Below are 24,665 nucleotides of genomic sequence, written 5' to 3'. Positions count from 1 at the left end.
AACCAGAAGGTCTTAATAAAGTATCACTTCTTAGTGTTCCCGTTTTTACTTTTCCCTGATTATCAAATACTACATTGGTTCCTGCTTTAAACCAAATACTAAAAGTAGCTCCAGAAGGTCTTAGTAAAGTGTCCTTTAGGAGGATGGCCTTACTTGATGCCACTACAAAAGTTTCTTCACTTGTAATGTTTTCTTCTTCAAAAAAAGGTAGTTCTTCTTTTTCACAACTAAAAGTTGTTATTAAAATCATTCCTAGCACGAATAATTTACTAAGTTGGTTACTTGTTTTCATTGTTTTTAAAATTTATAATTAAATTGTGTATTGTAATTTACTTAAAAATCATTGTTTTGTGAAAAACAATGAGTAAGTTTAAGAGAATCTTAATACAGTTTTATAATTGCATCTTAGAAAATGAATTTTACTTCTATGTTACCTTTATTTTAGTAATTAATAATAGGTTCACTACGAAGGGTAATCTGTATTTGGGATTATGGTAAATGAAGAAATTGGAGATGTTTTATAAGGAAATGAAAGAATTAATGGAACAAGCGGAACAACAAAAAGCAAAAAAGAAATAGTAAATACAAATATATAATTTAAAAAAAGCTCCAGATAAGGAGCTTTTTTGTGTTTTCAAGGTTATTTCTCTGTTTTTATTTTATAATATTGGTATACTTTTTGAATAAGATATTCGTTAAGATAGAGTCCCAAATTAAATGATAGTTATGCGAATTAGAGTTTTATTTTGTGTTTTAGGATTTGTAAGCTTTAATGTTGTAGCACAAGAGTTTAATAAATTTGATGTAGAGGGAAAAAGGCATGGTAAATGGCAAAAGACATATGAAAATAGTGATCAACTTCGTTATGAAGGAACCTTTGAACATGGAAAAGAAGTAGGAGAATTTAAATTCTATAAGCCTACTAGCGATAAATTCCCTACAGCTATAAAAACATTCTCGAAGGATAGTGATACTATAAAAATAACATACTTTACACAAAACGGACAGATAATAAGCCAAGGAAATATGATAGGAAAAGATCGTGTTGGTGTATGGAAATACTATCATAATGGATCTGATAAAAAAATTATGATGACAGAACACTATGCGTTGGGTAAATTAAATGGAGAGCAACTTACTTATTTTGAAAATGGACAGCTAACAGAAAAAATAACCTATACAGATGGTAAACGAAACGGAAAAAGATTAATATATTCTGAAAGCGGTATTGTTATAAAAGAATTTATGTATGAAAACGATCAATTACATGGAATTACTAAGTACTATGACACAAACGGGGATTTACTCATAGAAGGGAATTATAAAAGAGATAAAAAAGACGGGACCTGGAATTATTATAAAGATGGTAAACTGTCTGAACAAAAAACATTTCCAATTCAAAAAAAGAAGTATTAAAAAAACCTGACCTGAATTGATTTTAAAAATATAAGTATAGATAAAACCATAGAGCAATGCACAAGCATTGCTTTTTTTATTTATTACTTTTGCAAAAAAGAATTAAAAAAATAAAAGGTTTTTTGATGAAGAGAGTAATCGTAGGATTATCGGGAGGAGTTGACTCTAGTGTAGCTGCATATTTACTAAAAAAACAGGGATATGAAGTTATTGGGTTGTTTATGAAAAATTGGCATGACGATTCCGTTACCATATCCGATGAATGTCCATGGTTAGACGATAGTAATGACGCATTGCTGGTTGCAGAAAAATTGGGGATTCCTTTTCAAACTGTTGACCTGAGTGAGGAGTATAAAGAACGTATCGTAGATTATATGTTCAACGAATATGAAAAAGGACGTACACCCAATCCCGATGTGCTTTGTAATCGCGAAATTAAGTTTGATGTTTTTTTGAAAATAGCATTATCTCTGGGAGCAGATTATGTTGCTACAGGTCATTATTGCAGAAAAGAAACAATTATAAAAGAAGGCAAAGAAATACACAGGTTATTAGAAGGAAAAGATCCAAATAAAGATCAATCTTATTTTTTATGTCAGTTATCGCAAGATCAATTAGCAAAAACATTATTCCCTGTAGGAGAATTGTTAAAACCCGAAGTTAGGGAAATAGCTAAGGAGCAAAATTTAGTTACTGCAGATAAAAAAGATTCTCAAGGATTATGTTTTATCGGGAAAGTTCGTTTGCCAGAATTTCTTCAGCAAAAATTGCAACCAAAACAAGGTAATATTATCGAAATATCTTGTTTTGAAGAAAAATACAATCGTAAAGAACCACAATTTACTTCTAAAAAAGAGAAATTAGAATTTTTATCAAGTAAGTATTCTTATGATGTTAAAGACGGTAAAATAGTAGGAAAACATCCCGGGGCACATTATTATACAAAAGGGCAGCGCAAAGGATTGGCGGTTGGAGGAACACCAGAACCTCTTTTTGTAATAGAAACAGATGTAGAAACCAATACAATCTATACAGGACAAGGAAAATCACATCCGGGACTATATAGAAAAGCGTTGTTTATATCTAATGAAGAACTGCATTGGGTAAGAAAAGACCTTAAGTTAAATGTAGATGAAGAATTAGAAGTAATTGCAAGAATCCGTTACAGACAACCTTTAGAAAAAGCAACTTTGTATATGGTAGAATCCGGAATGTATGTGGTTTTTAAGAAAGAACAAAGCGCTATAACCGAAGGTCAGTTTGTAGCTTGGTATATAGGCGAAGAATTAGTGGGATCCGGAGTGATTTCATAAAATAAATATTTTTTCATATTTAAAATTGATGAATAAAATTAAAGAATTATTTAATATTCAATACCCAATAATTCAAGGAGGGATGATATGGGCAAGCGGGTGGAAGCTGGCAAGTGCAGTTAGTAATGCAGGTGGACTTGGACTTATTGGTTCAGGATCCATGTATCCGGATGTACTAAGAGAGCATATCCAAAAATGTAAAAAGGCAACTAATAAACCTTTTGGGGTTAATATCCCTATGCTATACCCAAATCTTGAAGAGATTATCCAAATCATAATTGAAGAAGGTGTAAAAATAGTATTTACCTCTGCTGGTAACCCTAAAACGTATACAGCATACCTTAAAGAAAAAGAAATAACAGTAGTGCATGTGGTTAGTAGCGTTAAATTTGCTTTAAAAGCTCAGGAAGCAGGTGTTGACGCAGTCGTAGCAGAAGGTTTTGAGGCAGGTGGGCATAATGGCAGAGATGAAACAACAACCCTTACTTTAATTCCTATGGTTAAAAATGAAATTGATATACCATTAATTGCAGCAGGCGGTATTGCTACAGGTAAAGCAATGTATGCCGTAATGGCGTTGGGAGCAGACGGAGTTCAGGTTGGAAGTCGTTTTGTAGCCAGTAAGGAAGCATCTTCTCATATAGATTTTAAAAAAATGGTGGTAAATGCTAAAGAAGGAGATACACAACTAACTTTAAAAGAATTAGCACCGGTTCGATTGCTTAAAAATAAGTTTTATCAAGATCTGGCAGCTTTATATGCTAAAGGACCGTCTATAGAAGAATTAAAAGCCTTACTAGGCAGAGCCAGAGCAAAAAGAGGAATGTTTGAAGGAGATTTAGAAGAAGGAGAATTAGAAATTGGTCAGGTATCCGGGTTAATTGATGATATTAAGCCAGCAGAAATCATATTGGAAGATATGGTAAAAGAATTTAATGCAACCCAAAATAGAATGAAACTAATTTCTATATAACATCAAACATGAACTCCAGACAAAACCAACTTAAAGCTTTTGACAGACTATTAACTATCATGGATGAACTTAGGGAACAATGCCCTTGGGATAAAAAGCAAACCATGCAATCTTTGAGACATTTAACGATAGAAGAAACATACGAGCTGGGAGATGCGATTTTGGATAATGATCTTAATGAAATTAAAAAAGAACTAGGGGATTTATTGTTGCACATAGTATTTTATTCTAAGATAGGCAGTGAAACAAAAGATTTTGATATAGCAGATGTCACAAATGAGATCTGTGATAAATTGATTCATAGGCATCCCCATATTTATGGAGACGTTGTTGTGGAAAATGAAGAGGATGTGAAGCGTAATTGGGAAAATTTAAAACTCAAGGAAGGCAAAAAAAGTGTATTAGAAGGTGTTCCTAAATCTTTACCGGCAATGGTAAAAGCAAGTAGGATTCAAGATAAAGTTGCAGGAGTAGGTTTTGATTGGGAAGAGCCATACCAGGTTTTTGAAAAACTTAAAGAAGAACTGGAAGAACTGCAACATGAAATAGATGTGCAAGATCAAGATAAAATAGAATCAGAATTGGGAGATGTGCTTTTTTCTATAATTAACTATGCTCGATTTCTTAAAGTAAACCCAGAAGATGCATTAGAACGCACGAATAAAAAGTTTATAAAAAGATTTCAATATTTAGAGTCAAAAGCAAAAGAAAATAATAAGGACCTAGCAGATATGACTCTTGCCGAAATGGATGTTTTTTGGGAAGAAGCCAAAAAGATTTGATTATTTTAAAATAGAATTAGAAGTGATTTGAACTTTCTTGATTCTGGCGAAAACAAACATTTTTATAGCAAATTGAATATATATATCGCTTCACAAATGCACACTTACCAAAAAAATGTTTGTATAAAATGAGTAAATTACAGTTTTTCTGTATTTGAAATGATGCTTGTGTGCCGAGTTTTATGACTTATACCATTTTAACTTTGAAATAGTGCGTATAGAAATTGAATTTATTTTTTAAGTATTCAAGGCAAAAAGCTTGTGCCAGACTTGATCTGGTATCAAGCATAGCTGTAGTTACGGTTATATTTTTTAACGAAGAATAGGTGAAAAAGAAATAATTTATTAGTGCTATTTCAAAGTTAAAGAGGTATTATAAGTAATTTACTTGAGATATAGCTCGTACTTTTGTCTTTTCGATAACCAAACAATATTATTTTCTATTTTATATTAAAAATAAAAGTAAAAAACTTATACTATGATAAGAGTAATAGGCAGACTACTTTTGTATTAATATACACATTCTTTTTTGCCTTTGGTATAACCTAACCTATAATGATAGCCTTAAAAAGACTACTGCTTTAAGATACCATCTGATTAGACATTCAGAAAACCAAAATACACTGTAAACTTGTTATACCTCACACCTTTCAGATCAATAAAAAACAACGAAGAATTTGTAGAGTTCCAGATGTTTTTCACTCTCTATTTTATGACTTTAACAGAACTTTAATTCATTAAGAATCTCTTTAAAAATGCAGTTTTTGAAGGGATACAGGGTAAGATATTATCGGGGAAACCTAATGCCTGCGGATTAAAAGGAAAAAAGGCTAATTTTAACAATTATAATTATTTTAAAGAATAATTGTGAGGCTAACTTATAATATGTTTTTATTAGGTATTTTTATTTTATTTAATTCTTTCATCGCACATAGCTTTGATAATAGAATGAGCGTAAAAAGTCAGGAAGCATTATCCAGTACAGTTTTGTTTTCCAAAAGTAGTTTGGATAGTTACATAAATCCTGATACTTTGACTACTCTTAAAGCAGATTCTGCCAGCATATATAAAGATTTAGCATTTTTGTATGCTAAATCCAATGAGTCAGAATTAGCTTGTTTTTTTATAGAAAAACACATTAGAATAAATTTGGATCTCTCATTTCTTAAGCACGCTAATTTTGAAAGGATTAAAGATTCTCCATACTTTAAAAAGCTAGAAGATAAATATTCAAAAAAGATCAGTTTTTGGGCTGTGTTTTGTCTTTATACTGGATTTATAGGTATTTTTATGTCAATAGTTTTAAATTTAAGAAAACGATCTGATAAAATTGGTAATTTTTTAATGAGTGCATTTTTGCTTTTGCATTCTATTTTTATAATCCATGTTTGTTTATTGCTTACTAATTACAGATTTTATATTCCCCATAATTTATATGCATCTACTTCATTTTCTTTTTTGTACGGGCCACTCATATATTTTTATTTTAAAAGAATAACTACAGAGTACAAATTCAAGTATATTGATTTATTACATTTATTACCCACATTTTTATTGATTGTATTTTTGTTGCTGCCTATATATATGTTGCCCCAGGAAGAAAAATTGCGAATGATGTTAAATCGGTCTACTTCCAGAATGTCAGTCATATCCAATTTGATTACTATTATTAAATTGATTTCCTTATTGATTTACGGTATTTTGGTAATTCAAACATTTATTAGGCATACTAGACATAATAAACAAATACCGAGGATAGAATATACCTGGCAAAGAAACATCGTCATATTTTGCTCTTTTTATATAGTAACATATATGATATATAGTTTTTTGATAATATCACATACCCTTAGTGGTTTCTTTTTTAATTTTAAGGTTGCTACAATGGCTTCATTAGTATTATATGTAAGCTATGTAGCTTATGTTCAGCCAAGTATTTTCGGAAAACTTGTAGTAGTTCGCGATGAGCCAAAACCTAAATTACGAGAAGCAGGTAAATATGAAAAATCAGGACTTACACCAAGTTTATCAATGGAGCTTAAAACCAGGTTGTTATATTTATTACATGAAGATAAAATTTACAGGCAAAATGATATAACACTTCAAAAACTATCAGAATTGTTGAATACGACCAGACATAATACTTCGCAGATTGTTAATGAGCATTTTGGTTTGAATTTTTTTGAGCTAATTAATAAATATAGAATAGAGGAAGCAAAGGAGCTTTTGAAAAACAAAAAATACAGAGGCCATGCTATAATAGATATAGCGTATGAAGTAGGTTTTAACAATAAAGTGACGTTTAATAAATCTTTTAAAAAATACAATCAAATTACTCCTTCAGAATATATGAAGCTATTTGTTGCATAGTTAGCTTTTCTTATTGTGTTACTTATTTAAGTTGGGTAGACGTTTCTTTTTGTGTTAAATCTGTTTTTTTATAGTTAATGTGCAACATTTGTAGCATATATAAGCTTTACCATTAATTTAAGAAATGGTATTACTTTATATTTAATCAATTTGAATACAAGTTTTTTTATTTCAATACAGGTTAAAAACAGTTTTGGATGTTTTATTTATAAGGCATAATTATTTCTCTATAAAGATCCGGTTATAATATTAATGTCATTTGGCAAAAAGATATTGTGGTGTCACATTTGAGTTTGTCGAAAAACAATCAAAAATGGCGGTTTTATAAATCTTCGACCCCTCTGGAACTATACCTTGACCAAATAACAATGGTTATAATATTATCAGCAAGTAAATATTATACAAAAAATCAGGTATAGGGATTGTGCTTAGGGGAATATTACTAGTTTGCCAGCAAATATATTTTTTTAAAACCTTAAAAAATATAACCAGACCACTTTATTATAATAAGTTAATTCCTTAATGTATTTATGGGTTAATCTTCTTCGGAACAGGTAAAATCTTATAGGGACTACCTGTTTTTTACTAGTTCACGTTTTTCTTTGTTCTTCAATCATAAAATAAGGGAAGGTGGGTTTTTTACTAGATCCATATAAACTTTGTTCGAGTTTTTGTGAAGGTAAATTGAATTAGCCATCAAGATATTCTTGCCTTCCTTTTTATGATTGTACAAGTAACTAATTAAACTATAAATTTTTGAAAACTTTAATCTATGAAAGTACATTATTACAAGTTCTTAATGTTGTTTTTCTTTATTTGCAGTATCTCGTTTGCTCAGGAAAACAGTATATCAGGAACCGTTACAGATGATAAAGGGTTACCGCTTCCTGGTGTTAATATCCTTATAGAGAATACAAATAAGGGAACCCAAACTGATTTTGATGGAATGTATACTATATCTGCTAATCGGGGTGCGGTAATTTCTTTTAGCTATATTGGTTTTGAAACTAAAAAGGTTGTTGTAGGGGATAATGCAACTATTAACACTCAGTTAATTGCTTCTGCAGCAGAATTAGAGGAAGTGGTTTTAGTTGGATTTGGAACAACTACAGAAAAAAAACTGCTTCAAAGTATTGGAACGATTAGAACATCTGCAATAGAAGATATTCCTGCGGTTACAGCTCAGGAATTATTGCAAGGGCAGACTAGTGGAGTTCAATTTACACAAAGCTCAGGAGTATTAGGTGCAGCTAACGTTATTCGGGTAAGAGGGGTTTCTTCTCTTAACGGAGGGTCTCAACCTCTTATTGTAATGGATGGTGTTCCATTAAGCGATGAGGTGAACACTTTTAATAATGGAGGGAATACAGGTTTAAACCCACTTGCAGATTTGAATCCTCAGGACATAGCTTCTTTTTCAGTTCTTAAAGATGCTGCCGCAACGGCAATATGGGGTTCTCGCGGTGCTAATGGGGTTATCCTTATAGAAACAAAAGGGGGAAGACGAAATACAGATACCAGAGTAAATGCAGATGTTTGGACCTCATTTACCAAGGTTACCGATCTGATAAATGTTTTAGACGCCAAGCAATATGCAGAATATCGCTTTGCCAGAGGGCAAGCGGTAGCAGGTGGCGGAATTGCTAATTTGAATGATATTCCGCATACCGGTTCTGATTGGTTAGACCTTGTAACCAGAACAGGGTTTTCACAAAACTATAATGTATCTGCGCAAGGAGGAGGAGAAAAAACCACATTCTTTTTAGGTACAGGGTACTCAGATCTTCAAGGAGGGATAATTGGTAATAATCTTAGAAGAATTAATGGAAGAGTTAATTTGGATCACAGAGCAAATGATTGGTTAGATCTAGGTTTAAATCTGGCAATAACCAATACTTTAAATGATAGGGTCAATACTGAAAATACAACATTCGCCCCATTAACATCAGCTTTTCTTATAAGGCCTTTTGTTCAGTCTAGAGACGAAAATGGAATTTTTATTAATAAAGATTTTATACAAAATGTTGAAGCAATAGAAGCCCTACAAATAAATCAAGTAGAAAGCACAAGGGTTATTGGTAACATAAATGCTACCATTAAGTTTACACAAGATTTTAATTATAAAGGGTCTTTAGGGATAGACAGAAGTCAAGTAGATAATTTTACAAGAGTTCCGGAATTAATAGACCCAACAGATAATGGTGTAACTCCAGGGGGAAATGCACAAAATTTTGTAGCAAATGACAATAGAATTATTACAGACCATACCTTAAATTTTAATACAACATTTAATGATATACACACTATAGGAGCTGTTGGAGGTATTTCTTATCAAGAAACTATTTTTAATAACACTAACATTAGCTCTGAGAATTTTCTTTCTGATGATTTACGAAATGTAGCAAATGGAATTGCAACTTTAACATCACAAACAAGAGCTAAGAGAAGCTTGTACGGAACATTTGGAAGAGTTAATTATGATTTTAAAAGTAAATATATAATTGAAGGGTCTTTTAGGAGAGATGGTTTTTCAAGATTTGGAGCAAATAAAAGATTTGGTAATTTTTGGTCTGTAGCTGCCGGCTGGGTTGTGTCAGAAGAATCTTTTATGCAACAAATAGATGCTATTAGCCTTTTAAAATTTAGAGCTAGTTATGGTACTTCTGGTAATGATAGAATAGGAGGTTCTTTCCCTTCTCTTGGGTTATTTGGTTCACCAGTACCAGGAATAGCCGCCACTTATAACTATAATGGAGCAGTAGGTATAGCACCTACACAACCGGCAAATCTTGATTTAACTTATGAAGAAAGCGCTACTCTGGATGCAGGTATGGAATTAGGGTTGTTTAGAAATAGAATAAACCTTAATCTTAGTTATTTCAAAAAAAAGACAACAGATCTTTTATTACCAATTCCTGTTACAGAACTTACAGGGTTTGCTGCAATAAACAAAAATGCGGGAGAGCTGGAAAACAGTGGTATAGAAATAGGGTTAAATACCAAGAATATTATTTCAGACAACTTTACCTGGTCTACAGATTTTAATATTTCTTTTGTAGATACAGAGGTAATCTCTTTACCAGGAGCAAATGACTCTCCAGAAGGAAAGTTTATTGAAGCTGCAGGGGCAAGACAAAGAGCAATCGAAGGAAGGTCTACAAACAATTTCTATTTGGTTAGATATGTAGGGGTTAATTCTCAAACAGGAGATGCAGAGTATTTGGATAGAGAAGGAAAGGTTACCACTACACCAAATTTTGATACCGATAGAGTTGTAGTAGGTAATGCTTTACCAGATTTTTATGGAGGTATAACAAATACATTTACGTATAAAGATTTTGATCTTAGCTTTTTAATGTCCTTTACTTATGGTAATGATATATATCTTGACGGATTGCGATTTGTTGGTGCTCCTAATAGAGTAGGATCATTTAATCAATCTGTAGATGTACTGGATTATTGGAAAAAACCAGGGGATAATGCCAAATACCCTAGATTAGGAAGTCCTTCAGAAGGTCTTTATAGTAACTCTTCTACTTTTCAATTAAGAGATGGGTCTTTCTTGAGAATGAGAAATTTAACTTTTGGGTATACATTGCCAGAAAGTTTGATTAAGCATAGTAAATTGTTTAAAAAAGTAAGAATATATGCAACAGGTAATAATTTGTTTATTATAAAGAAAGATAAGGATTTAGACGGTTTTGATCCAGAGGTTACAGATGATATCAATCCTTTAGTTCAAGGAGAAACTTTTTTTACGGCTCCACAAGCAAGACAGTTTTTACTAGGAACCAGAATTACTTTTTAAACTTAACACATAAAATATAATGATAACAATTCTTAGAACATATAAAATATTACTATATATAGGGGTGTTGAGCTTCATATATAGTTGTGATGATGAACTAGAAATAAATCCGGAAGATAATTTGACCGAAGAGAGCGCATTTCAATCAGAGTTTGCTATTAGAGGGGTGACAATTGGTTTATACGGACAAGCTAGAGAGGTAGACGCTTTAAATGGTAACAGGTATGCATTTACAGGAATACAATCGGATGAGCAAACTTTTGTAGGGTCTTTTGCTACCCTTGTGGATGTATTCGAATTCAGGACACAAGCAACAAATACAAATACGCAAGAGTTTTGGGATGAAGGGTATGAAATTATCAATAATGCCAACTTTTTGATTACGAAGGTTCCGAATTTAAATATTTTAGGTTTTACCAAAGAAGAAAAAGATGTAATTGTTGGGCAGGCTAAATTTATGCGTGCTATGATGTATTTTGAAATGACTAGAGTTTATGCACAACCTTTTCAATTTAATAATGGAAATAATCTTTCCGTTCCTATTGTTTTAAAACCATTTGAAACAGGTACTCCTATTGAAGATTTTCAACTACCAAGAGCCACTTTAAATCAAGTTCATGATTTAATAATTCAAGACTTAGAAGATGCAATAAAATTGTTGCCTGTTAGCCTTAGTCAAGACCCAAATAAAATAGACAATACCAGAGCATCAAAAGATAGTGCAAAAGCATTATTAGCAAGACTTAGATTGTATAGAGAAGAATGGTCTGAAGCTGCCAAGTTGGCTAATGAAGTTATTAATTCTGGTTCTTATAAGTTCGCAACAAATTATTCTTTTTTTAAAACATTATCTAATGAGAGTATATTTGTTCTGGCAAATACATCTACAGATGGCGCTTATGGAGGTTCTGGCTTGCATAATTTTGCCAATCCTTCTCCTTCAGGAAGAGGCGATCTGTATTATTCAGATTTTTTAGTTAATTCTTTAAAAAAAGGTACTGCTGCGGCAAGTAATACTGAAGGAAAAGATTTACGCTTGGTTCAGTTATCCAGACAAGGCAATGATGGGAATGGTAACAAGAGAATCTTCCAAAATAAAATAGGATCAGAGGGAAAAGACCCATTGCCAGTAATAAGAATTACAGAAATGTATTTTATACGAGCAGAAGCAAACCTTAGAGGAGGATTAAGTGTTGGGGATACCCCTCTAAATGATATAAATCGTATTAGAAGCAGAGCAGGTTTAGTAGATTTAACAACGGTTACTTTAGAAAATATTCTAGAAGAAAGACTAAAAGAATTTGCTAGCGAAGGCCATAGAAGAATGGATTTATTAAGAAATAAACTTCCTTTAAGACAGCCTGGAGATCCAAAATTCTCTGATGCAGGATTTGGAGCTAATAAAACCATATTTCCAATACCAGCAATTCAAATTAATTCTAACCCTGCTTTACAAGGACAACAAAATCCAGGGTACTAATTAATCCAATAAAATAAGTCAGACAGTTAGTTAAAATCACTCTTTAGAAAAATTTTCTAAAGAGTGATTTGTTTTTACTTATGGATATAACTTAGATTTTCTATTACACAATTTGAGTCTATATCGTTTTAACTTTGAAATCGTGCGTTATAGAAATTGAATTTATTTTTTAAGTATCCAAGGTAAAAAAACTTGTTCAGGACTTAAATATGGTATCATGTATAACACTTGTACAGGGCTAAGCCGAAGTATATTTTATGATAAAGAATGAGGAAGAATGAACGAATATTTAAGCGTAATTTTAGGGTTTGTTAGGCATAAGATACGGGTGTTATTTTTTGAAGACAATTAAATCATCACTGTAACTTAAAAAGTTAAAATTAAACTTATTTTTTATCCACATTAAAGTTTTCGAAGAATAAAAAAAAACATGGGTCGCATCGTTTTTATACCACCACGAATTAAAATCAATCTTTGGGTTATATAATTTTGTCTTGCAATAAAGGTTTCCTTTTGGTTTTAATACAGAGTCTAGTAATTGAAACTCTTTGGCAGGATTATAAAAATGTTCCATAACTTCACAACAAATAATATAATCATATTGTACGGCAAGAGTGTTGGTGTTCTTGTTAAAAAACGGATCGTAAAGAGCAACATCATATTCATTTTTTTTAAGAACATAAGAGGTAGCAGAGTTAGTTCCTGACCCAAAATCTAGACCTTTATGATGTTTAGAATACTCTTTTAAGATGCTTTGGGTAATTGGAAAAACAAATTTTTGATAACCAGAGTCTGTAACATCATTTTGATGTAGTTGATAGCGTTCCTTTTCTGCTTCCCTAGGCAGGAAACATGAAGGGTGTAGTAGAATGCCTTTGCATTCTACACAACTATAATAAATTCTATCTCGTATTTCAGAATATAAAATAGTTTCTGAACCACAGAGAGAGCATTGCATAATTAAAGATAAATTATAACTGTTTTATTTTTTTTAATTTGGCTTTCCAAACTTCAAGGTTTTCACGGTATTTTTGAATGTTTTTTTGTACATCTCTCACCAAAGGATTATCATCCTTGGCGTGTTTAAAAAATTGAAGATTATTTTCTAATTGTCGTATTTCACCTTTTACTTCATCAATTTTTTTACGAATAAAATTTTGCTCATTTTGAAGAGCTCTGTCATCTGTTTGATTGGATAAAGTATTTAGTTTGTTTTCATATTTAATGATTTCTGTTTCTTTGCGACTTAAATTAAGTTCTTGAAAAAGTTCATCTAATATACTATTGTAGGTATCTTCAATATTTTTGTTTTTATATGGTACCCTGCCTAATGTTTTCCAGACAACAATGTTTTCTTTTATAGTAGCTAGATCTATTTTTGGATCGCCGGATAGTTTTAACTTTTTAAGTTCTTCTATATGTGCTTGTTTTTTTTCTAACGAAGCTTCTTCTTCCTTATTAATCTCGTTTTTTTCTGCATGAACTCTGTCAAAATAAAAATTACAAGCATCTTTAAAACGTTTCCAGATCTTATCACTGTCTTTTCTTGGTACATGACCAATCTTTTTCCAATCAGATTGGATTTTTTTCATAAGAGGGGTAACAGTAGCAAAATCATCACTATTCTTATTATCTTCTGCGATTTGAATCAATTCCATCTTTTTGTTAAGATTATCGAATTGATCTTTTTTGAGTCCTTTGTAAAAAGAATTTTTATTACGATTAAATTCCCTGACAGCAGTTTTAAATTCGCTCCATGTTTGTTCGTTTATATTAGAAGGAACTTTACCTGCATTAAAAAAAGTATTTCTAAGGGTTTCTATTTCTTTGATTTTTTGTTGCCAACCACTGTGATTTTTTGTGTTACTGGCAGCAACTTCGGTAATCTTAGCAATAATCTCTTGTTTTACCTTAAGGTTATTTTCGTAAACTTTATCTAAGTCTTTAAAATAATTTTGGCGATTTTCATGGATTTGGCGGGTTAATGCACTAAACTTTTCCCAGATAGGTTCTCTGTATTCTTTTTCAACAGGCCCTAAATCTTCTTTCCACATTTTGTGCAGCAACTGTAATTCCCTAAAAGATCTGTTAACATCTGTTTCCTGTGCTAATTCTGTAGCACGTTCTATAATTTTAAGTTTTTGTTCCAGATTATGTTTAAAATCCAAATCTCTGAACTCTCTGTTTAGATGTAAGAAATCATAAAAATTTTCTGTGTGGTGGTGGTAAGTATTCCAAACCGTGTTGTATTTATCTCTAGGAATAGCTCCCGCATTACGCCATCTTTCCTGAATATCTTTAAAATGATTATATGTAGTATTTATATTTTCATCTACATTAAGTAATCCTTTTAGTTCTTCTATAAGCTCTAATCGTTTTTTTAAATTTTCCTGAAGATCTTTTTTTAGATTTTGATAATAAGCATTCCGTTTTTCTTTATAATCAAAATAAACAGAATTAAATTCTTTTTTTATTGGTGTAGAATAATAAAAATCAATAATATCACCACCGTCGTTTAAGAATTCATCCTTTTTTTGTTCAACTTCTTCATCAAATTTTTCATTAAACTCATTTTTAATTTCTTCTACATGTTCTTTGATAGCCTGAATTTTTTCATTTTTGATCAACTCTTTAAGTTCTTTGATCAATTCTTCCTTATTCATAGCGTGATAATCTTTCTTTTCGATGTTATGACGCTCCATTGTGCTCTCATCCTCGCTATCTTCTGCTACAGCTTCATCCATTTGATCCTGAATTTGATCAATATTTTTGAAACTACTATCTGTGTCTGACTCCTCTTTTATTGACACAAGATCATTGTTATTAGTAGAAACAGGAATGTTTACTTTTTCTACAATATCAATAATCTGTGAATTGACGGGCGTATCAGGATTCTCTGAAAAATTTTCTTCTTCAATTTTTTTTGTAGGCTCAGAAGATATTTCTCCGGGTTCTTTAGATATTTCCGGGGTAACCGATTTTAAGTTTTCTACTCCAGATTTTACATCTAAAATCTCGGTTTTATTATCTTCATTTCCGTCTGCCTTTGGCAGGTTATCATGTGTGGACATCGTATACGCTTTTTTATTTGTCTGAGCTAAATGCCTGACTAAGATACTAACATATTAGAAAACCTCAAAGTTATTGAAGAGTTTTAAGAGTATATAGATGATTTTTTGGTAAGAAATTTAACACAAAACAAGTACAAAGGCTAATTGTTCCATATTTCCCAAGCTTTTTTGGCTTGTAAAATCAACATTTGCAAGCCGTTATAGACTTTTGCACCTTTTTCTTTTCCTTTACTCATAAATGTAGTCTCATCCGGATTGTATATTAAATCATATAAAACATGGTTTTTTGTAACATACTCATAAGGAATATTAGGGTAATTTTCAGTATTTGGGTGTGTACCCAAAGGGGTACAATTAATTATAAGGGTATATGCCCTCATTATATCTTCATCAAGATTAGCGTAGCTAAGTTCATTAAAATCCGGATTACGGGATACAAATGTATATTCAATATGTAATTGATTTAAGGCATAAGCAATTGCTTTTGATGCCCCACCAGTACCCAGTATTAATGCCTTTTTTGTTTTTTCGTTCAATAAAGGCTTTAGCGATTCTGTAAAACCATAATAGTCACTGTTGTATCCTTTTAATTTTTGATTATCACCAAATTTAACAACATTTACCGCCCCAATTTCTTTTGCAATTGGATCCAGATCATCCAAATAAGAGATGATTTCTTCTTTATACGGGATAGTTACATTTAAACCTTGTACATCAGGGTTTTTTATAATATCCATTATGTTTTTTATTTCTGTAATATCAAAGTTTACATATTCACAATTTAAACCTTCATTTTTGAATTTTTCAGAAAAAAAGTTTTTTGAAAAAGAATACCCAATATTTCTGCCCAACAATCCGTATGTTTTTTTCATTTTGAAGTTTTTTTCAATCGTTTTCCATACCATTCTAACCATAAAACCAAACCAATTCCTATAAGAATATAAAATATTCCTATATAAGTTTCTATAGCTATAAAATCAGGAAAATAACGATCATAATTATCTAATATAGGATTACCCAGTGCATCTAATTTGGTATTGCCCAAAGCATCTGTTTTGTAAATTTTATTTTTCCAGGGCCAGACAACTCCTAAAGACCCGGCTATAAAACCGGTAATAGCTGCAAAGGTTGCATTTTTAAAATACTTTAAAACATAACCTAAAAAATGAGATAATGTTACCAAACCGGTTAGAGAACCTAAACTAAAAACAAGGAGTACTTGTAATAAACGTATTCTTTTTGGGTCATCTGTAAACGAAAAATCCCAATGAATTATATTTGCTATAGTGTCATATAGCGCGTTTACAGAATCTACTAATAAAAGCACATAGTTGCCTAGCAATATTAGTATAAAAGAACCTGATAAACCAGGTAAGGTCATTCCTGAAACACCAATTATACCACAAATAAATACAAACCAGAGATTGTCATTTTCTTTGGCAGGTTCTAATAAACTAATGCTTACCCCTATAATTATACCTATAAGAATGAGAGATATGTTTCTTTTGCTCCAATCCTCAAAGTCTTTTACAATATAATAAATAGAGCCAATGATCATACCAAAAAAGGCAGACCAGATATATAATTCGTAATGGATAATTAAATAGTCTAAAATTTTAGAAATACTAAAATAACTTATTAACATTCCCAGAATCAATAGAGCAAGAAATCTTCCGTTGATATATCTCCAAAAGCTTTTGAATCTAAAATTTATAAAAAGTTTGAAAGCTTTGAAATTTATCTTTTGAAGCGAGTAAATAAACTCTTCATAAAATCCGGCAACAAATGCGACGACCCCACCAGAAACCCCGGGAACTTTATTTGCAGCACCCATAGCAAGACCCTTGATGATAAGAAAAAATCTATCGGTAAAAGTTCTGGTATTTTGTTGCATTGGTTATTTTTCTTTTTTGGCAGAAAGACGCTCTAATATTAAGATCAATAAAAAACCTGTAATGGTAAAAAATAATACCCATAGTATTCTGGAATCTCCTTCAAACTGTGATGGCAGAATGCTTTTTTCTATAAAAGGAATTTCTGTTCCTTCAGAATTTGTTCTCCAGGAGATTACTTTTTTCCAAGGCCATAATTTATTGAGAGAACCTATCATAAACCCTGTAAGTATGGACAAGGTCATGTTTTTATGATGTTTGAACATCCAATTCAATACTTTAGAAAACAATTTTAACCCTGTTAGAGCACCTATGGCAATAATTAGAATCTTGGATAAAGCTTGCCACAAAAGATCAAAATCCATTTGTAACAGTCCATCACGAAATTGATTAAGGGTGTCTATAAATGTTTGGTAAGCTCCTAAAAGTAATAATATAAAAGCTCCGGATACTCCTGGCAATATCATTGCAATAATTGCTATGAAGCCGCAAAATAATAAATACCAATTGCTGTCGGGAGATGCTAATGGTTCTGCCACGGTTATAAAATAGGATGCAATTGTTGCTAAAAAAATCCCTAATAATACTTTAGGTTTCCAGGTGGTTATTTGTTTTGCAACATGTACAATACTAGCAAGGACCAACCCGAAAAAAAAAGACCATAGCAACAATGGTTCGTTGTGCAGAAGCCATTTTATAAGCTTGGCAAGAGAAAGGATACTTGTGGCAATGCCAAAAAAAAGAGCAGTTAAAAAGGAAAGGTTGTATTGTTTCCAGGAGGATAAAAATCCATCTTTTTTCCAGACAGAAAAAAAAGTTAAGTTCAAACCATTAATGGTTTCAATTAGTTCTTCGTAAATACCTGATATAAAGGCAATTGTACCTCCGGAAACTCCGGGAACAACATCTGCTGCTCCCATTGCCAATCCTTTTGTTGCAATGGTAAGGTAATCTTTAAGATTTCTACGCATCCCTATTAATTTTGATGTTTTTGTTCAAAACAAATGTATGGATTTTTGTATGCAATCTATTAGAAAAAAAGTCTTTTCCAGAATTATTTGTATTCAGAAATAATGTTTTTTACAAGGGTTAAATTAAAAATTTTATCAAAAAGCTCTTCTAGGATTATGTGATATTCATAATCAAGATCCAAGGCTTTTCTTATATGATATTCTCCTTTTTCATAATTCTGGACTTCATAGTACAGACCGGCAAGTCTATAATGTACTTCTGCATTGTCCGGATAAAACTCTACGGCTTGATGTAAATTTTGTATAGATGCATCTGGTTCTCCAAGATGTCTAAGTATGTCAGAGCGATTTAACCAGGTTTCTATTTCATAGTTCCCTAATTCTATAGCTCTTCTATACCCCCTTTCTGCTTCTTCAAAAAAAGCAAGGCGGTTATTTATTTTGGCATAACGTTTCCAGTACAGAACATTTTCGCTATCTATATTTATAGCTTTATTGGTGTAATAAAGTGCTTTTTGATAGTCTCTTTTTCGTAAATAAAAATCTGTAATTGCTATCCATCCTTTATCTAATAAAGGATCTTCGTGAACTGTTTTTGAAAAATGCTCAATTGCCAACTCATCATTGCCTAATTTTTCATGACATTTTCCTATCCTTAGTAAAGCAAAAGAAGTGGGGTCGTCCAATTCTAACGTTATTTGATAGTTTTCAATGGCTTCGTTATACTTTTTTAGTTTTTCTAATACTTTTCCTTTTTCGAGATAGGCACCTATAAAATAGTCATCACTTATAATAGCAAAATCAAATGCAGTTAGTGCTTTTTCATATTCTTTTAAGTCAAAATATTGTTTTCCAACCTGATGCCACGCTACTTCGCAATATGGATTTTTGTTCAAAAACATATTCAGGTATTCTATAGCTTCTTCATGTTGCTCTAGAAAATCGAAGCAGTAAATTATATTGTACAAAGCAGAATAATCTTGGTCATCTGCTTCAAGGCATTTCATAAAATTGATTTTTGCATTTTCAAAATCATCCATAAAAAGATATTCCATCCCTATAAGAGAATAAACATCTGCATAATCATCCGTATAGGTAAGAGCCATATTTAATAGTTCTATAGCTTTTATGTGATTATTTTGTTTAGAAAGAATATTTGCTTTCTGAATATATATTTCTTCATTTTCTGGTTCTAAAGCATATAATTGTCCTAAGAGATTGTCAGCTTTATCCAAACGATTTTCAAAAACAAGCACTTCGACTTGCAAAAGTTTAAGATTTACAGAAGATGGGTGTTGTGAAAGGCCAAGAGAAATTGCTTTTTTTGCTTTAGCAATTTTTCCGTTTTCCAAATAGTGATGAATAATGGATTCAAACTCATCTGAATCAAAAAATTTAACATCATTAGATCTCAACATAGACTCATATCGAGTAATCGAGAAATTATTGTCTTCTTCTTCGTGGTTAAATTTCATACACGTTGATTAAAGATGCTTTTTTAATAAAAGTAATATAAACACTCTTTTTGTTTTCCCCAACAAATACGAGTATTTAATAAATTCATTACTTGAATTATTTTCGCATTATTGATTTCCTCAGTATTAAAATTACAAATGAATTTGAATAATTAAACTCCAAAAATCATTTGTTTTTAACAAACTAATTAACAAAATATGTACCATTATATTGGTAATGGTTCAAAGTTTTGTTTTTTAAAAAGCCCGGAGTACAATTAAGGATTTATATATAGAAGATATGATATATTAAATATACACCTTTTTAATAAAATTTCATCCTTTTTGCTCTAATTTTATTTCATCTAAAACTTCAAGAATAATTCTACAGCCTTGTTCTATTTCTATTTTTGATATAGTAAGAGGCGGTGTTATACGTATAGCAAGAGGTTCAAAAAGCAACCAAAAAAGAATCAACCCTTTGTCTTTGCATTTTAAAATAATTTGATTTGTAATTTCTATAGAAGGGGTTATAAAGGCAAGCATTAATCCTAAGCCTCTTATTTCTTTGATTAGCGGATGAACTAATAAAGACCTAAATAGTTTTTCTTTTTCTATGGCAGCTGCCATTAAGTCACTTTCTGTAAGTTCTTGTAATGTTGCCAAAGCGGCAGCCGCAATTACGGGATTCCCCCCAAAAGTAGTTATATGCCCTAGTTTTGGGTTGTCCTTAAGCTTGTCCATCATGGCAGAAGAGGCAGTAAACGCTCCGATTGGAAGTCCTCCACCCATTCCTTTGCCCATTGCAATAATATCTGGAATAATACCATAATTTTGAAAGCCAAATAGTTTTCCTGTTCTGCCAAAGCCTGGTTGTATTTCGTCCAGTATTAAAAGGGCTCCGACCTCTTCACATCGTTTCTTTACTTTTTTTAAGTACTCTTTTTTGGGTTCGATAAAACCAGCCCCTCCTTGTATTGTTTCCAGAATAACTCCGGCAGTTTTATTGGTGATATGTTTAATATCCTCGTCTTCATTAAAAGTAATAAAAGCTATATCGGGAATCAAAGGACGGAATGCTTGTTTGCGTTCTTCATAACCCATCACGCTCATAGATCCCATAGTATTACCATGGTATGCTAATTTTGCAGAAACAATCCGGCTGCGACCTGTAACCCTTCTGGCTAATTTTATAGATCCCTCTATAGCTTCGGTTCCCGAATTGGTTAAATATGTTTTTTCTAAAGGATATGGAAGATGGTGAGCCAAAAGCTTAGCAAGCTCTACAGCAGGGCTTTGTATATATTCGCCATATACCATTACATGCAAATATTTGTCTAATTGCTCCTTGACAGCCTGTACTACTCTAGGGTGTCTGTGGCCTAAGCTGCAGGCAGATACACCTGCAACAAAATCCAGATGTTTTTTGCCATCGGTAGTATAGATATAGCTGCCATGAGCATGAGAAACTTCCATTGCTAATGGGTGAGGAGTGGTTTGTGCCTGGTATTTGAAAAAATCCTGTTTCAAACGTAATTTATTTATGATATAAATATTTTATTATTTTCCTTTAAATAATAAAATATACATTTTAATACTCTTGTTAATACTCTTGGTCAGAGTTATGATTGTCTTTAGGCTTTTCTTTCACCTTTTTGGAAGAACTATCTGGTTTATTATCCTTTTTCTTAGAAGGAAGATAAGGGTTTAGTTCTGGTAACGAATCTTTGTTCTCTCCTTTAATGGGGGAGGTAGAATTTAGCTGTTCATTGGTTTCTTTTAGCTCAGCATCTTTTAGCTCTTGTTCTAGTAACCTAGAGCCTTCGGATTTGTTTTCTTCAAGGCGTTTTACAGTTTCTTCATCAAAAAAGTCAGCTTCAACTTTTGGTAGAGGTATTCCTTTGATTTTTGTGAGTTTAGGAGGGGATTCTCCCCTAAAAAGATCGATTTTGCTATTTATACGCTCATCCCCCCGCCAATTGAAACCAGAAAGTTCTCTTGCATTTTCTGGTAAGTCAATTTCACGATATAGTGTACCATCTATATTTTGATAATAATATACATCTTCAATTTCACGATTATTGAGCAATAATCTAATAGAACTGGAAAGCACTTTGTTAATACCAATAAGTTTTAATTCTCCTTCACTTTCTCTTTGGTAAAATATGGTTTCGGTATTTTTATCTATATCTACTTGGTAGATCTCATTATCTTTAAATAAACCATACAGAGACTGTCCTTTAACTTGGTTGAATCCTGCTTTAAGAGTATCTTCCTGAGCAAGAAAAGCATTTTGATATACAATAAGAGAATCTAATTTATCTGTTTTAGTATCCGAAATAATTTTAATAGTATCTCCTGTCATTTGATTTCTTTGCGCCCAAATAATAGGGCGACCGATCATTTTTGTGTATCCAGTAGTTTGATCTACATTAATAGAGTCGCTTTTACCACTCATATTGCTCTTATAAATTCTTACATCATAAAAACCATTCATTATTCGGTGTTCTGGTTTTCCTGTTACCATAAGGGTATCACTATGAATAAAAATAGAGTCTTTTTCTTGCAAAGTAGCAGCAAGAGCTCTTTTGGTGATAAAAACAGAGTCTTTATCTTTAAAAACTTCGGCATAATGCCCGGTAATAACAGAGTTGTTTGCAGTATCCAGAACTCTTATGTTATTGGTGGCAGAAGCAAATTGAGCGGCACTATTGTAAAATATGCTATCTCCAAAAACGGTGCGCTTATCATAATCAATTCTAGCATTTTTTATAGCGTATCCTGTTTTGACTTTGGTGTCATAAAAGCCACGCTCACAATACAAAGTACTTTCTTTTCCTTTTACTGTAGAAGGGCCGTAGAGATATGCATGACCATCATCTGTATAATAGTCTAACCGGTCTGAGTCTACCGTGTTTTCCGGGTTTACAATTTTTACTTTTGTATTAAATGAATATTGTTTTCTGTCCATAAAATAACGCCCGATTTTACTGGTCAGGATGTTTGACGAATCTTTTACCGTCCCGCCACTACGATAATAAGCTTGTTGCTTAAGTCTGTCAAAAAATAAGGTGTCTGTACTTAATGTATTTGAAGGGGTTTCCATAAATACATTGTCCCGGGCATAAGCAAATTGTGTGTTACCATTATATTCAGCATATTTACTGGTCATAGTAAGAGTATCTCCTTGCTTTATGGTTACATTGCCTAAAGCCTTAACAAACTTATCTTCTCCATAGTGAACCGCCTGGTCACACCAAATTTCGATTCCTTCATGTTGCATGTATACTTGTTTATCTACCTTGGCCAAAATGGTAGCTCCGGGAAACCTGTTTTGATCTTTTATGGTACGATCAGACTGAACCTTTATTTGTTTACCTTCTTGCGAAAAAGCAGCCGCAGAAAACAAAATAGTAAGTGCTATATAAAAGAATTTGTTTTTCAAGTGTTTCAGATTTGTATGCAAAATAACGAAAATTGTATTTAATGATTGTAGCTAGTAAGGTAAAATAAAACGTAGTTGTTTTTATTGAATAACCATCTGCATTTTTTTATGTTGCAATTATAAAGAAGTTGAACAGTTTTTTTGTGGACAAGTACAATAATACAATAAAAGGATGTAAAAAGGTATAGTTACATGCGCAAAAGGTCAAGAAAAATACAAGTTGATAACTAATTTAAAAATTGCAAATTATTTAACACTTGATTTGCTTAAGTATCAGTATATTGCACCACGGGAACAATAAAAAACTGCGATTGGATGTTATGGGGATAACATTGCCTTTATTTTTTATTAAAACTAAATTATTTTAAGAGTACACTTTATAAAAACAAGTGCAAAAAATAATAAAGTTTTTTGAACAGGAAGGTTAGTTCGTGGTACAATAGATAAAAAAAGAATAGATGGTTTTGAAACAAAACTATGGGGCTCTATTTTTTTTGTTTTTTCTTGGTGCTGTATTTTCTCAGGAAAAACAGCTTGAAAGAGCAGAGAAGGTCTTTAAAAATAGTACTTCTATAGAAGTAAAAAGGGGATTTGATAGTAAAAATAAAATATTTGAATCGTTTGCAGATTTGGAGGTGTCAAAAAATATAGACCCTTTTAAACAGAACGATAATAGCGCAAATCGGGCTATAGAAAAGTTTATTGTAAATACACTGAATATTAATTCTGAATATTCAGATCATGCCCCTAGCTTTTTTAATGGAGAATTGGTATTTGCTTCTTCACGAGATATCAATAATTTTTCTAATATAATTGATGAATCAAACAACCAACCTTTTTTGGACTTGTATTCGACTTCATTTTCCAATATTTCGACCAAAAATAGTGTCTTTAAACTTAAAGGAAACATAAATACTAAGTTTCATGAATCTTCAGCAACTTTTAGTAAAGATGGAAAAACGGTATATTTTACCAGAAATAACTATTCTAAAAAAAAATCTAAAACAAATGCTAATGGTATTGTTTTGTTGAAAATATACAGGTCTGCCTTTGTAAATGGAAAATGGGGTGATGCAGAAGAATTGTCTTTTAATAATGACGAATATTCAATTGCACATCCTGCTTTGTCCCCGGATGGTAAGTTTTTGTATTTTGCCAGCGATATGCCAGGAAGTATTGGTAAATCAGATTTATATGTGGTTAAAATAAATGAAGACGGAAGTTTTGGGGTGCCTAGAAATTTAGGGAATCAAATAAATACTTCTGGTAGAGAAACTTTTCCTTATATTAGTGATAAAGGAAAATTGTTTTTTGCAAGTGATGGACATAAAGGATTCGGCGGCTTGGATATTTTTATGGCTATGCCAAATGAAGAAGGTTTTTTTGGAGTGTATAACTTAGGAAAACCCATTAATAGCTCAAAAGATGATTTTACTTTTATTATTAACGAAGAAAGTAAAACAGGGTATTTTGCAAGTAATCGAATAGGAGGCAAAGGGGATGATGATATTTATAGCTTTAAGCAAATAGTTCCGTTTCCAAAGCATAACAATGAACTTAAAGGTATTCAAAAATTAGAACGAATATTAGAATTAAAACCAAGCAAAGATGCTACAACATCATTATGATTCTAAAAAAAAAAGGCACTAAGCCACGAAGTGTGTAACAAAAAAATATCGAGGGTTGCAAC

General features: G+C 31.8%; 17 protein-coding genes. 8 read left to right on the top strand and 9 right to left on the bottom strand.

Annotation, left to right across the window (positions count from 1 at the left end; translation table 11 throughout):
* On the bottom strand, positions 1-292 hold a 292-nt coding region (locus tag ACZIYX_RS21205), incomplete at its 3' end, for a hypothetical protein (RefSeq protein WP_462684262.1).
* A 434-nt stretch (positions 293-726) separates the two neighbouring features.
* Here ACZIYX_RS21205 and ACZIYX_RS21200 point away from each other — a divergent pair.
* The 7 genes from ACZIYX_RS21200 to ACZIYX_RS21170 all read left to right on the top strand — a co-directional run bounded on the left by ACZIYX_RS21200 (position 727) and on the right by ACZIYX_RS21170 (position 12,142).
* Entirely contained in the window at positions 727-1,416 is a 690-nt protein-coding gene (locus tag ACZIYX_RS21200; RefSeq protein WP_462684261.1) for a toxin-antitoxin system YwqK family antitoxin, read from the top strand.
* A 125-nt stretch (positions 1,417-1,541) separates the two neighbouring features.
* Positions 1,542-2,729 carry a tRNA 2-thiouridine(34) synthase MnmA gene (mnmA, locus tag ACZIYX_RS21195; RefSeq protein WP_462684260.1) on the top strand — a complete coding sequence of 396 codons (1,188 nt, stop codon included), beginning with the start codon at positions 1,542-1,544 and terminating at the stop codon, positions 2,727-2,729.
* A gap of 28 nt (positions 2,730-2,757) precedes the next feature.
* Complete coding sequence (locus ACZIYX_RS21190) at positions 2,758-3,702, top strand: NAD(P)H-dependent flavin oxidoreductase (protein WP_462684259.1); 945 nt, start codon at positions 2,758-2,760, stop codon at positions 3,700-3,702.
* Between the two features lie 8 nt (positions 3,703-3,710).
* On the top strand, positions 3,711-4,484 hold the full coding sequence (mazG, locus tag ACZIYX_RS21185) for a nucleoside triphosphate pyrophosphohydrolase (protein WP_462684258.1): 774 nt from the start codon (positions 3,711-3,713) through the stop codon (positions 4,482-4,484).
* Between the two features lie 948 nt (positions 4,485-5,432).
* Positions 5,433-6,854 (top strand): helix-turn-helix domain-containing protein, encoded by a 1,422-nt coding sequence (locus ACZIYX_RS21180; protein WP_462684257.1) that lies wholly within the window; start codon positions 5,433-5,435, stop codon positions 6,852-6,854.
* 772 nt (positions 6,855-7,626) lie between these two features.
* Positions 7,627-10,662 (top strand): SusC/RagA family TonB-linked outer membrane protein, encoded by a 3,036-nt coding sequence (locus tag ACZIYX_RS21175; protein ID WP_462684256.1) that lies wholly within the window; start codon positions 7,627-7,629, stop codon positions 10,660-10,662.
* A 19-nt stretch (positions 10,663-10,681) separates the two neighbouring features.
* Positions 10,682-12,142, top strand: coding sequence for a RagB/SusD family nutrient uptake outer membrane protein (locus ACZIYX_RS21170; protein WP_462684255.1), 1,461 nt, complete (start codon positions 10,682-10,684; stop codon positions 12,140-12,142).
* A 331-nt stretch (positions 12,143-12,473) separates the two neighbouring features.
* Here the strand turns inward: ACZIYX_RS21170 and ACZIYX_RS21165 are convergent, their stop codons facing one another.
* The 8 genes from ACZIYX_RS21165 to ACZIYX_RS21130 form a co-directional block, all read right to left on the bottom strand.
* On the bottom strand, positions 12,474-13,100 hold the full coding sequence (locus ACZIYX_RS21165) for a class I SAM-dependent methyltransferase (RefSeq protein ID WP_462684254.1): 627 nt from the start codon (positions 13,098-13,100) through the stop codon (positions 12,474-12,476).
* Positions 13,101-13,113: 13 nt separating this feature from the next.
* On the bottom strand, positions 13,114-15,213 hold the full coding sequence (locus ACZIYX_RS21160) for a DUF349 domain-containing protein (RefSeq protein ID WP_462684253.1): 2,100 nt from the start codon (positions 15,211-15,213) through the stop codon (positions 13,114-13,116).
* Positions 15,214-15,353: 140 nt separating this feature from the next.
* Complete coding sequence (locus ACZIYX_RS21155; protein ID WP_462684252.1) at positions 15,354-16,085, bottom strand: shikimate dehydrogenase family protein; 732 nt, start codon at positions 16,083-16,085, stop codon at positions 15,354-15,356.
* Positions 16,082-17,107, bottom strand: a complete 1,026-nt coding sequence (locus ACZIYX_RS21150) for a DUF368 domain-containing protein (RefSeq protein ID WP_462684251.1) — start codon at positions 17,105-17,107, stop codon at positions 16,082-16,084. The genes ACZIYX_RS21155 and ACZIYX_RS21150 overlap by 4 nt, the downstream gene beginning before the upstream one ends.
* 3 nt (positions 17,108-17,110) lie before the next feature.
* Positions 17,111-18,076, bottom strand: coding sequence for a DUF368 domain-containing protein (locus ACZIYX_RS21145; RefSeq protein ID WP_462684250.1), 966 nt, complete (start codon positions 18,074-18,076; stop codon positions 17,111-17,113).
* Positions 18,077-18,159: 83 nt separating this feature from the next.
* On the bottom strand, positions 18,160-19,551 hold the full coding sequence (locus ACZIYX_RS21140; RefSeq protein WP_462684249.1) for a tetratricopeptide repeat protein: 1,392 nt from the start codon (positions 19,549-19,551) through the stop codon (positions 18,160-18,162).
* A gap of 315 nt (positions 19,552-19,866) precedes the next feature.
* On the bottom strand, positions 19,867-21,060 hold the full coding sequence (locus ACZIYX_RS21135; RefSeq protein WP_462684248.1) for an aspartate aminotransferase family protein: 1,194 nt from the start codon (positions 21,058-21,060) through the stop codon (positions 19,867-19,869).
* A gap of 73 nt (positions 21,061-21,133) precedes the next feature.
* The gene (locus ACZIYX_RS21130) at positions 21,134-22,975 is read right to left on the bottom strand and encodes an OstA-like protein (protein ID WP_462684247.1); all 1,842 of its coding nucleotides are present in this window, start codon (positions 22,973-22,975) and stop codon (positions 21,134-21,136) included.
* A 458-nt stretch (positions 22,976-23,433) separates the two neighbouring features.
* Between ACZIYX_RS21130 and ACZIYX_RS21125 the strand changes: the two genes are divergently transcribed.
* Positions 23,434-24,603, top strand: coding sequence for a hypothetical protein (locus ACZIYX_RS21125; RefSeq protein WP_462684246.1), 1,170 nt, complete (start codon positions 23,434-23,436; stop codon positions 24,601-24,603).
* The last annotated feature ends 62 nt before the right edge of the window (positions 24,604-24,665 follow it).

The sequence above is a fragment of the Aquimarina sp. genome (genome assembly GCF_977115655.1).
Note: the sequence above shows the minus strand (reverse complement) of the source record. Positions and strands in the feature narration are given on the sequence as shown.

Bases quoted from the DNA above. Each gene is read 5' to 3' on its own strand.
- ACZIYX_RS21180 (WP_462684257.1), top strand. From the start codon at position 5,433: ATGAGCGTAAAAAGTCAGGAAGCATTATCCAGTACAGTTTTGTTTTCC.
- ACZIYX_RS21125 (WP_462684246.1), top strand. From the start codon at position 23,434: ATGGTTTTGAAACAAAACTATGGGGCTCTATTTTTTTTGTTTTTTCTT.
- ACZIYX_RS21150 (WP_462684251.1), bottom strand. From the start codon at position 17,107: ATGCAACAAAATACCAGAACTTTTACCGATAGATTTTTTCTTATCATC.
- ACZIYX_RS21145 (WP_462684250.1), bottom strand. From the start codon at position 18,076: ATGCGTAGAAATCTTAAAGATTACCTTACCATTGCAACAAAAGGATTG.
- ACZIYX_RS21190 (WP_462684259.1), top strand. From the start codon at position 2,758: ATGAATAAAATTAAAGAATTATTTAATATTCAATACCCAATAATTCAA.
- mazG (WP_462684258.1), top strand. From the start codon at position 3,711: ATGAACTCCAGACAAAACCAACTTAAAGCTTTTGACAGACTATTAACT.
- ACZIYX_RS21140 (WP_462684249.1), bottom strand. From the start codon at position 19,551: ATGAAATTTAACCACGAAGAAGAAGACAATAATTTCTCGATTACTCGA.
- ACZIYX_RS21160 (WP_462684253.1), bottom strand. From the start codon at position 15,213: ATGTCCACACATGATAACCTGCCAAAGGCAGACGGAAATGAAGATAAT.
- ACZIYX_RS21175 (WP_462684256.1), top strand. From the start codon at position 7,627: ATGAAAGTACATTATTACAAGTTCTTAATGTTGTTTTTCTTTATTTGC.
- ACZIYX_RS21170 (WP_462684255.1), top strand. From the start codon at position 10,682: ATGATAACAATTCTTAGAACATATAAAATATTACTATATATAGGGGTG.
- ACZIYX_RS21155 (WP_462684252.1), bottom strand. From the start codon at position 16,085: ATGAAAAAAACATACGGATTGTTGGGCAGAAATATTGGGTATTCTTTT.
- ACZIYX_RS21200 (WP_462684261.1), top strand. From the start codon at position 727: ATGCGAATTAGAGTTTTATTTTGTGTTTTAGGATTTGTAAGCTTTAAT.
- mnmA (WP_462684260.1), top strand. From the start codon at position 1,542: ATGAAGAGAGTAATCGTAGGATTATCGGGAGGAGTTGACTCTAGTGTA.
- ACZIYX_RS21165 (WP_462684254.1), bottom strand. From the start codon at position 13,100: ATGCAATGCTCTCTCTGTGGTTCAGAAACTATTTTATATTCTGAAATA.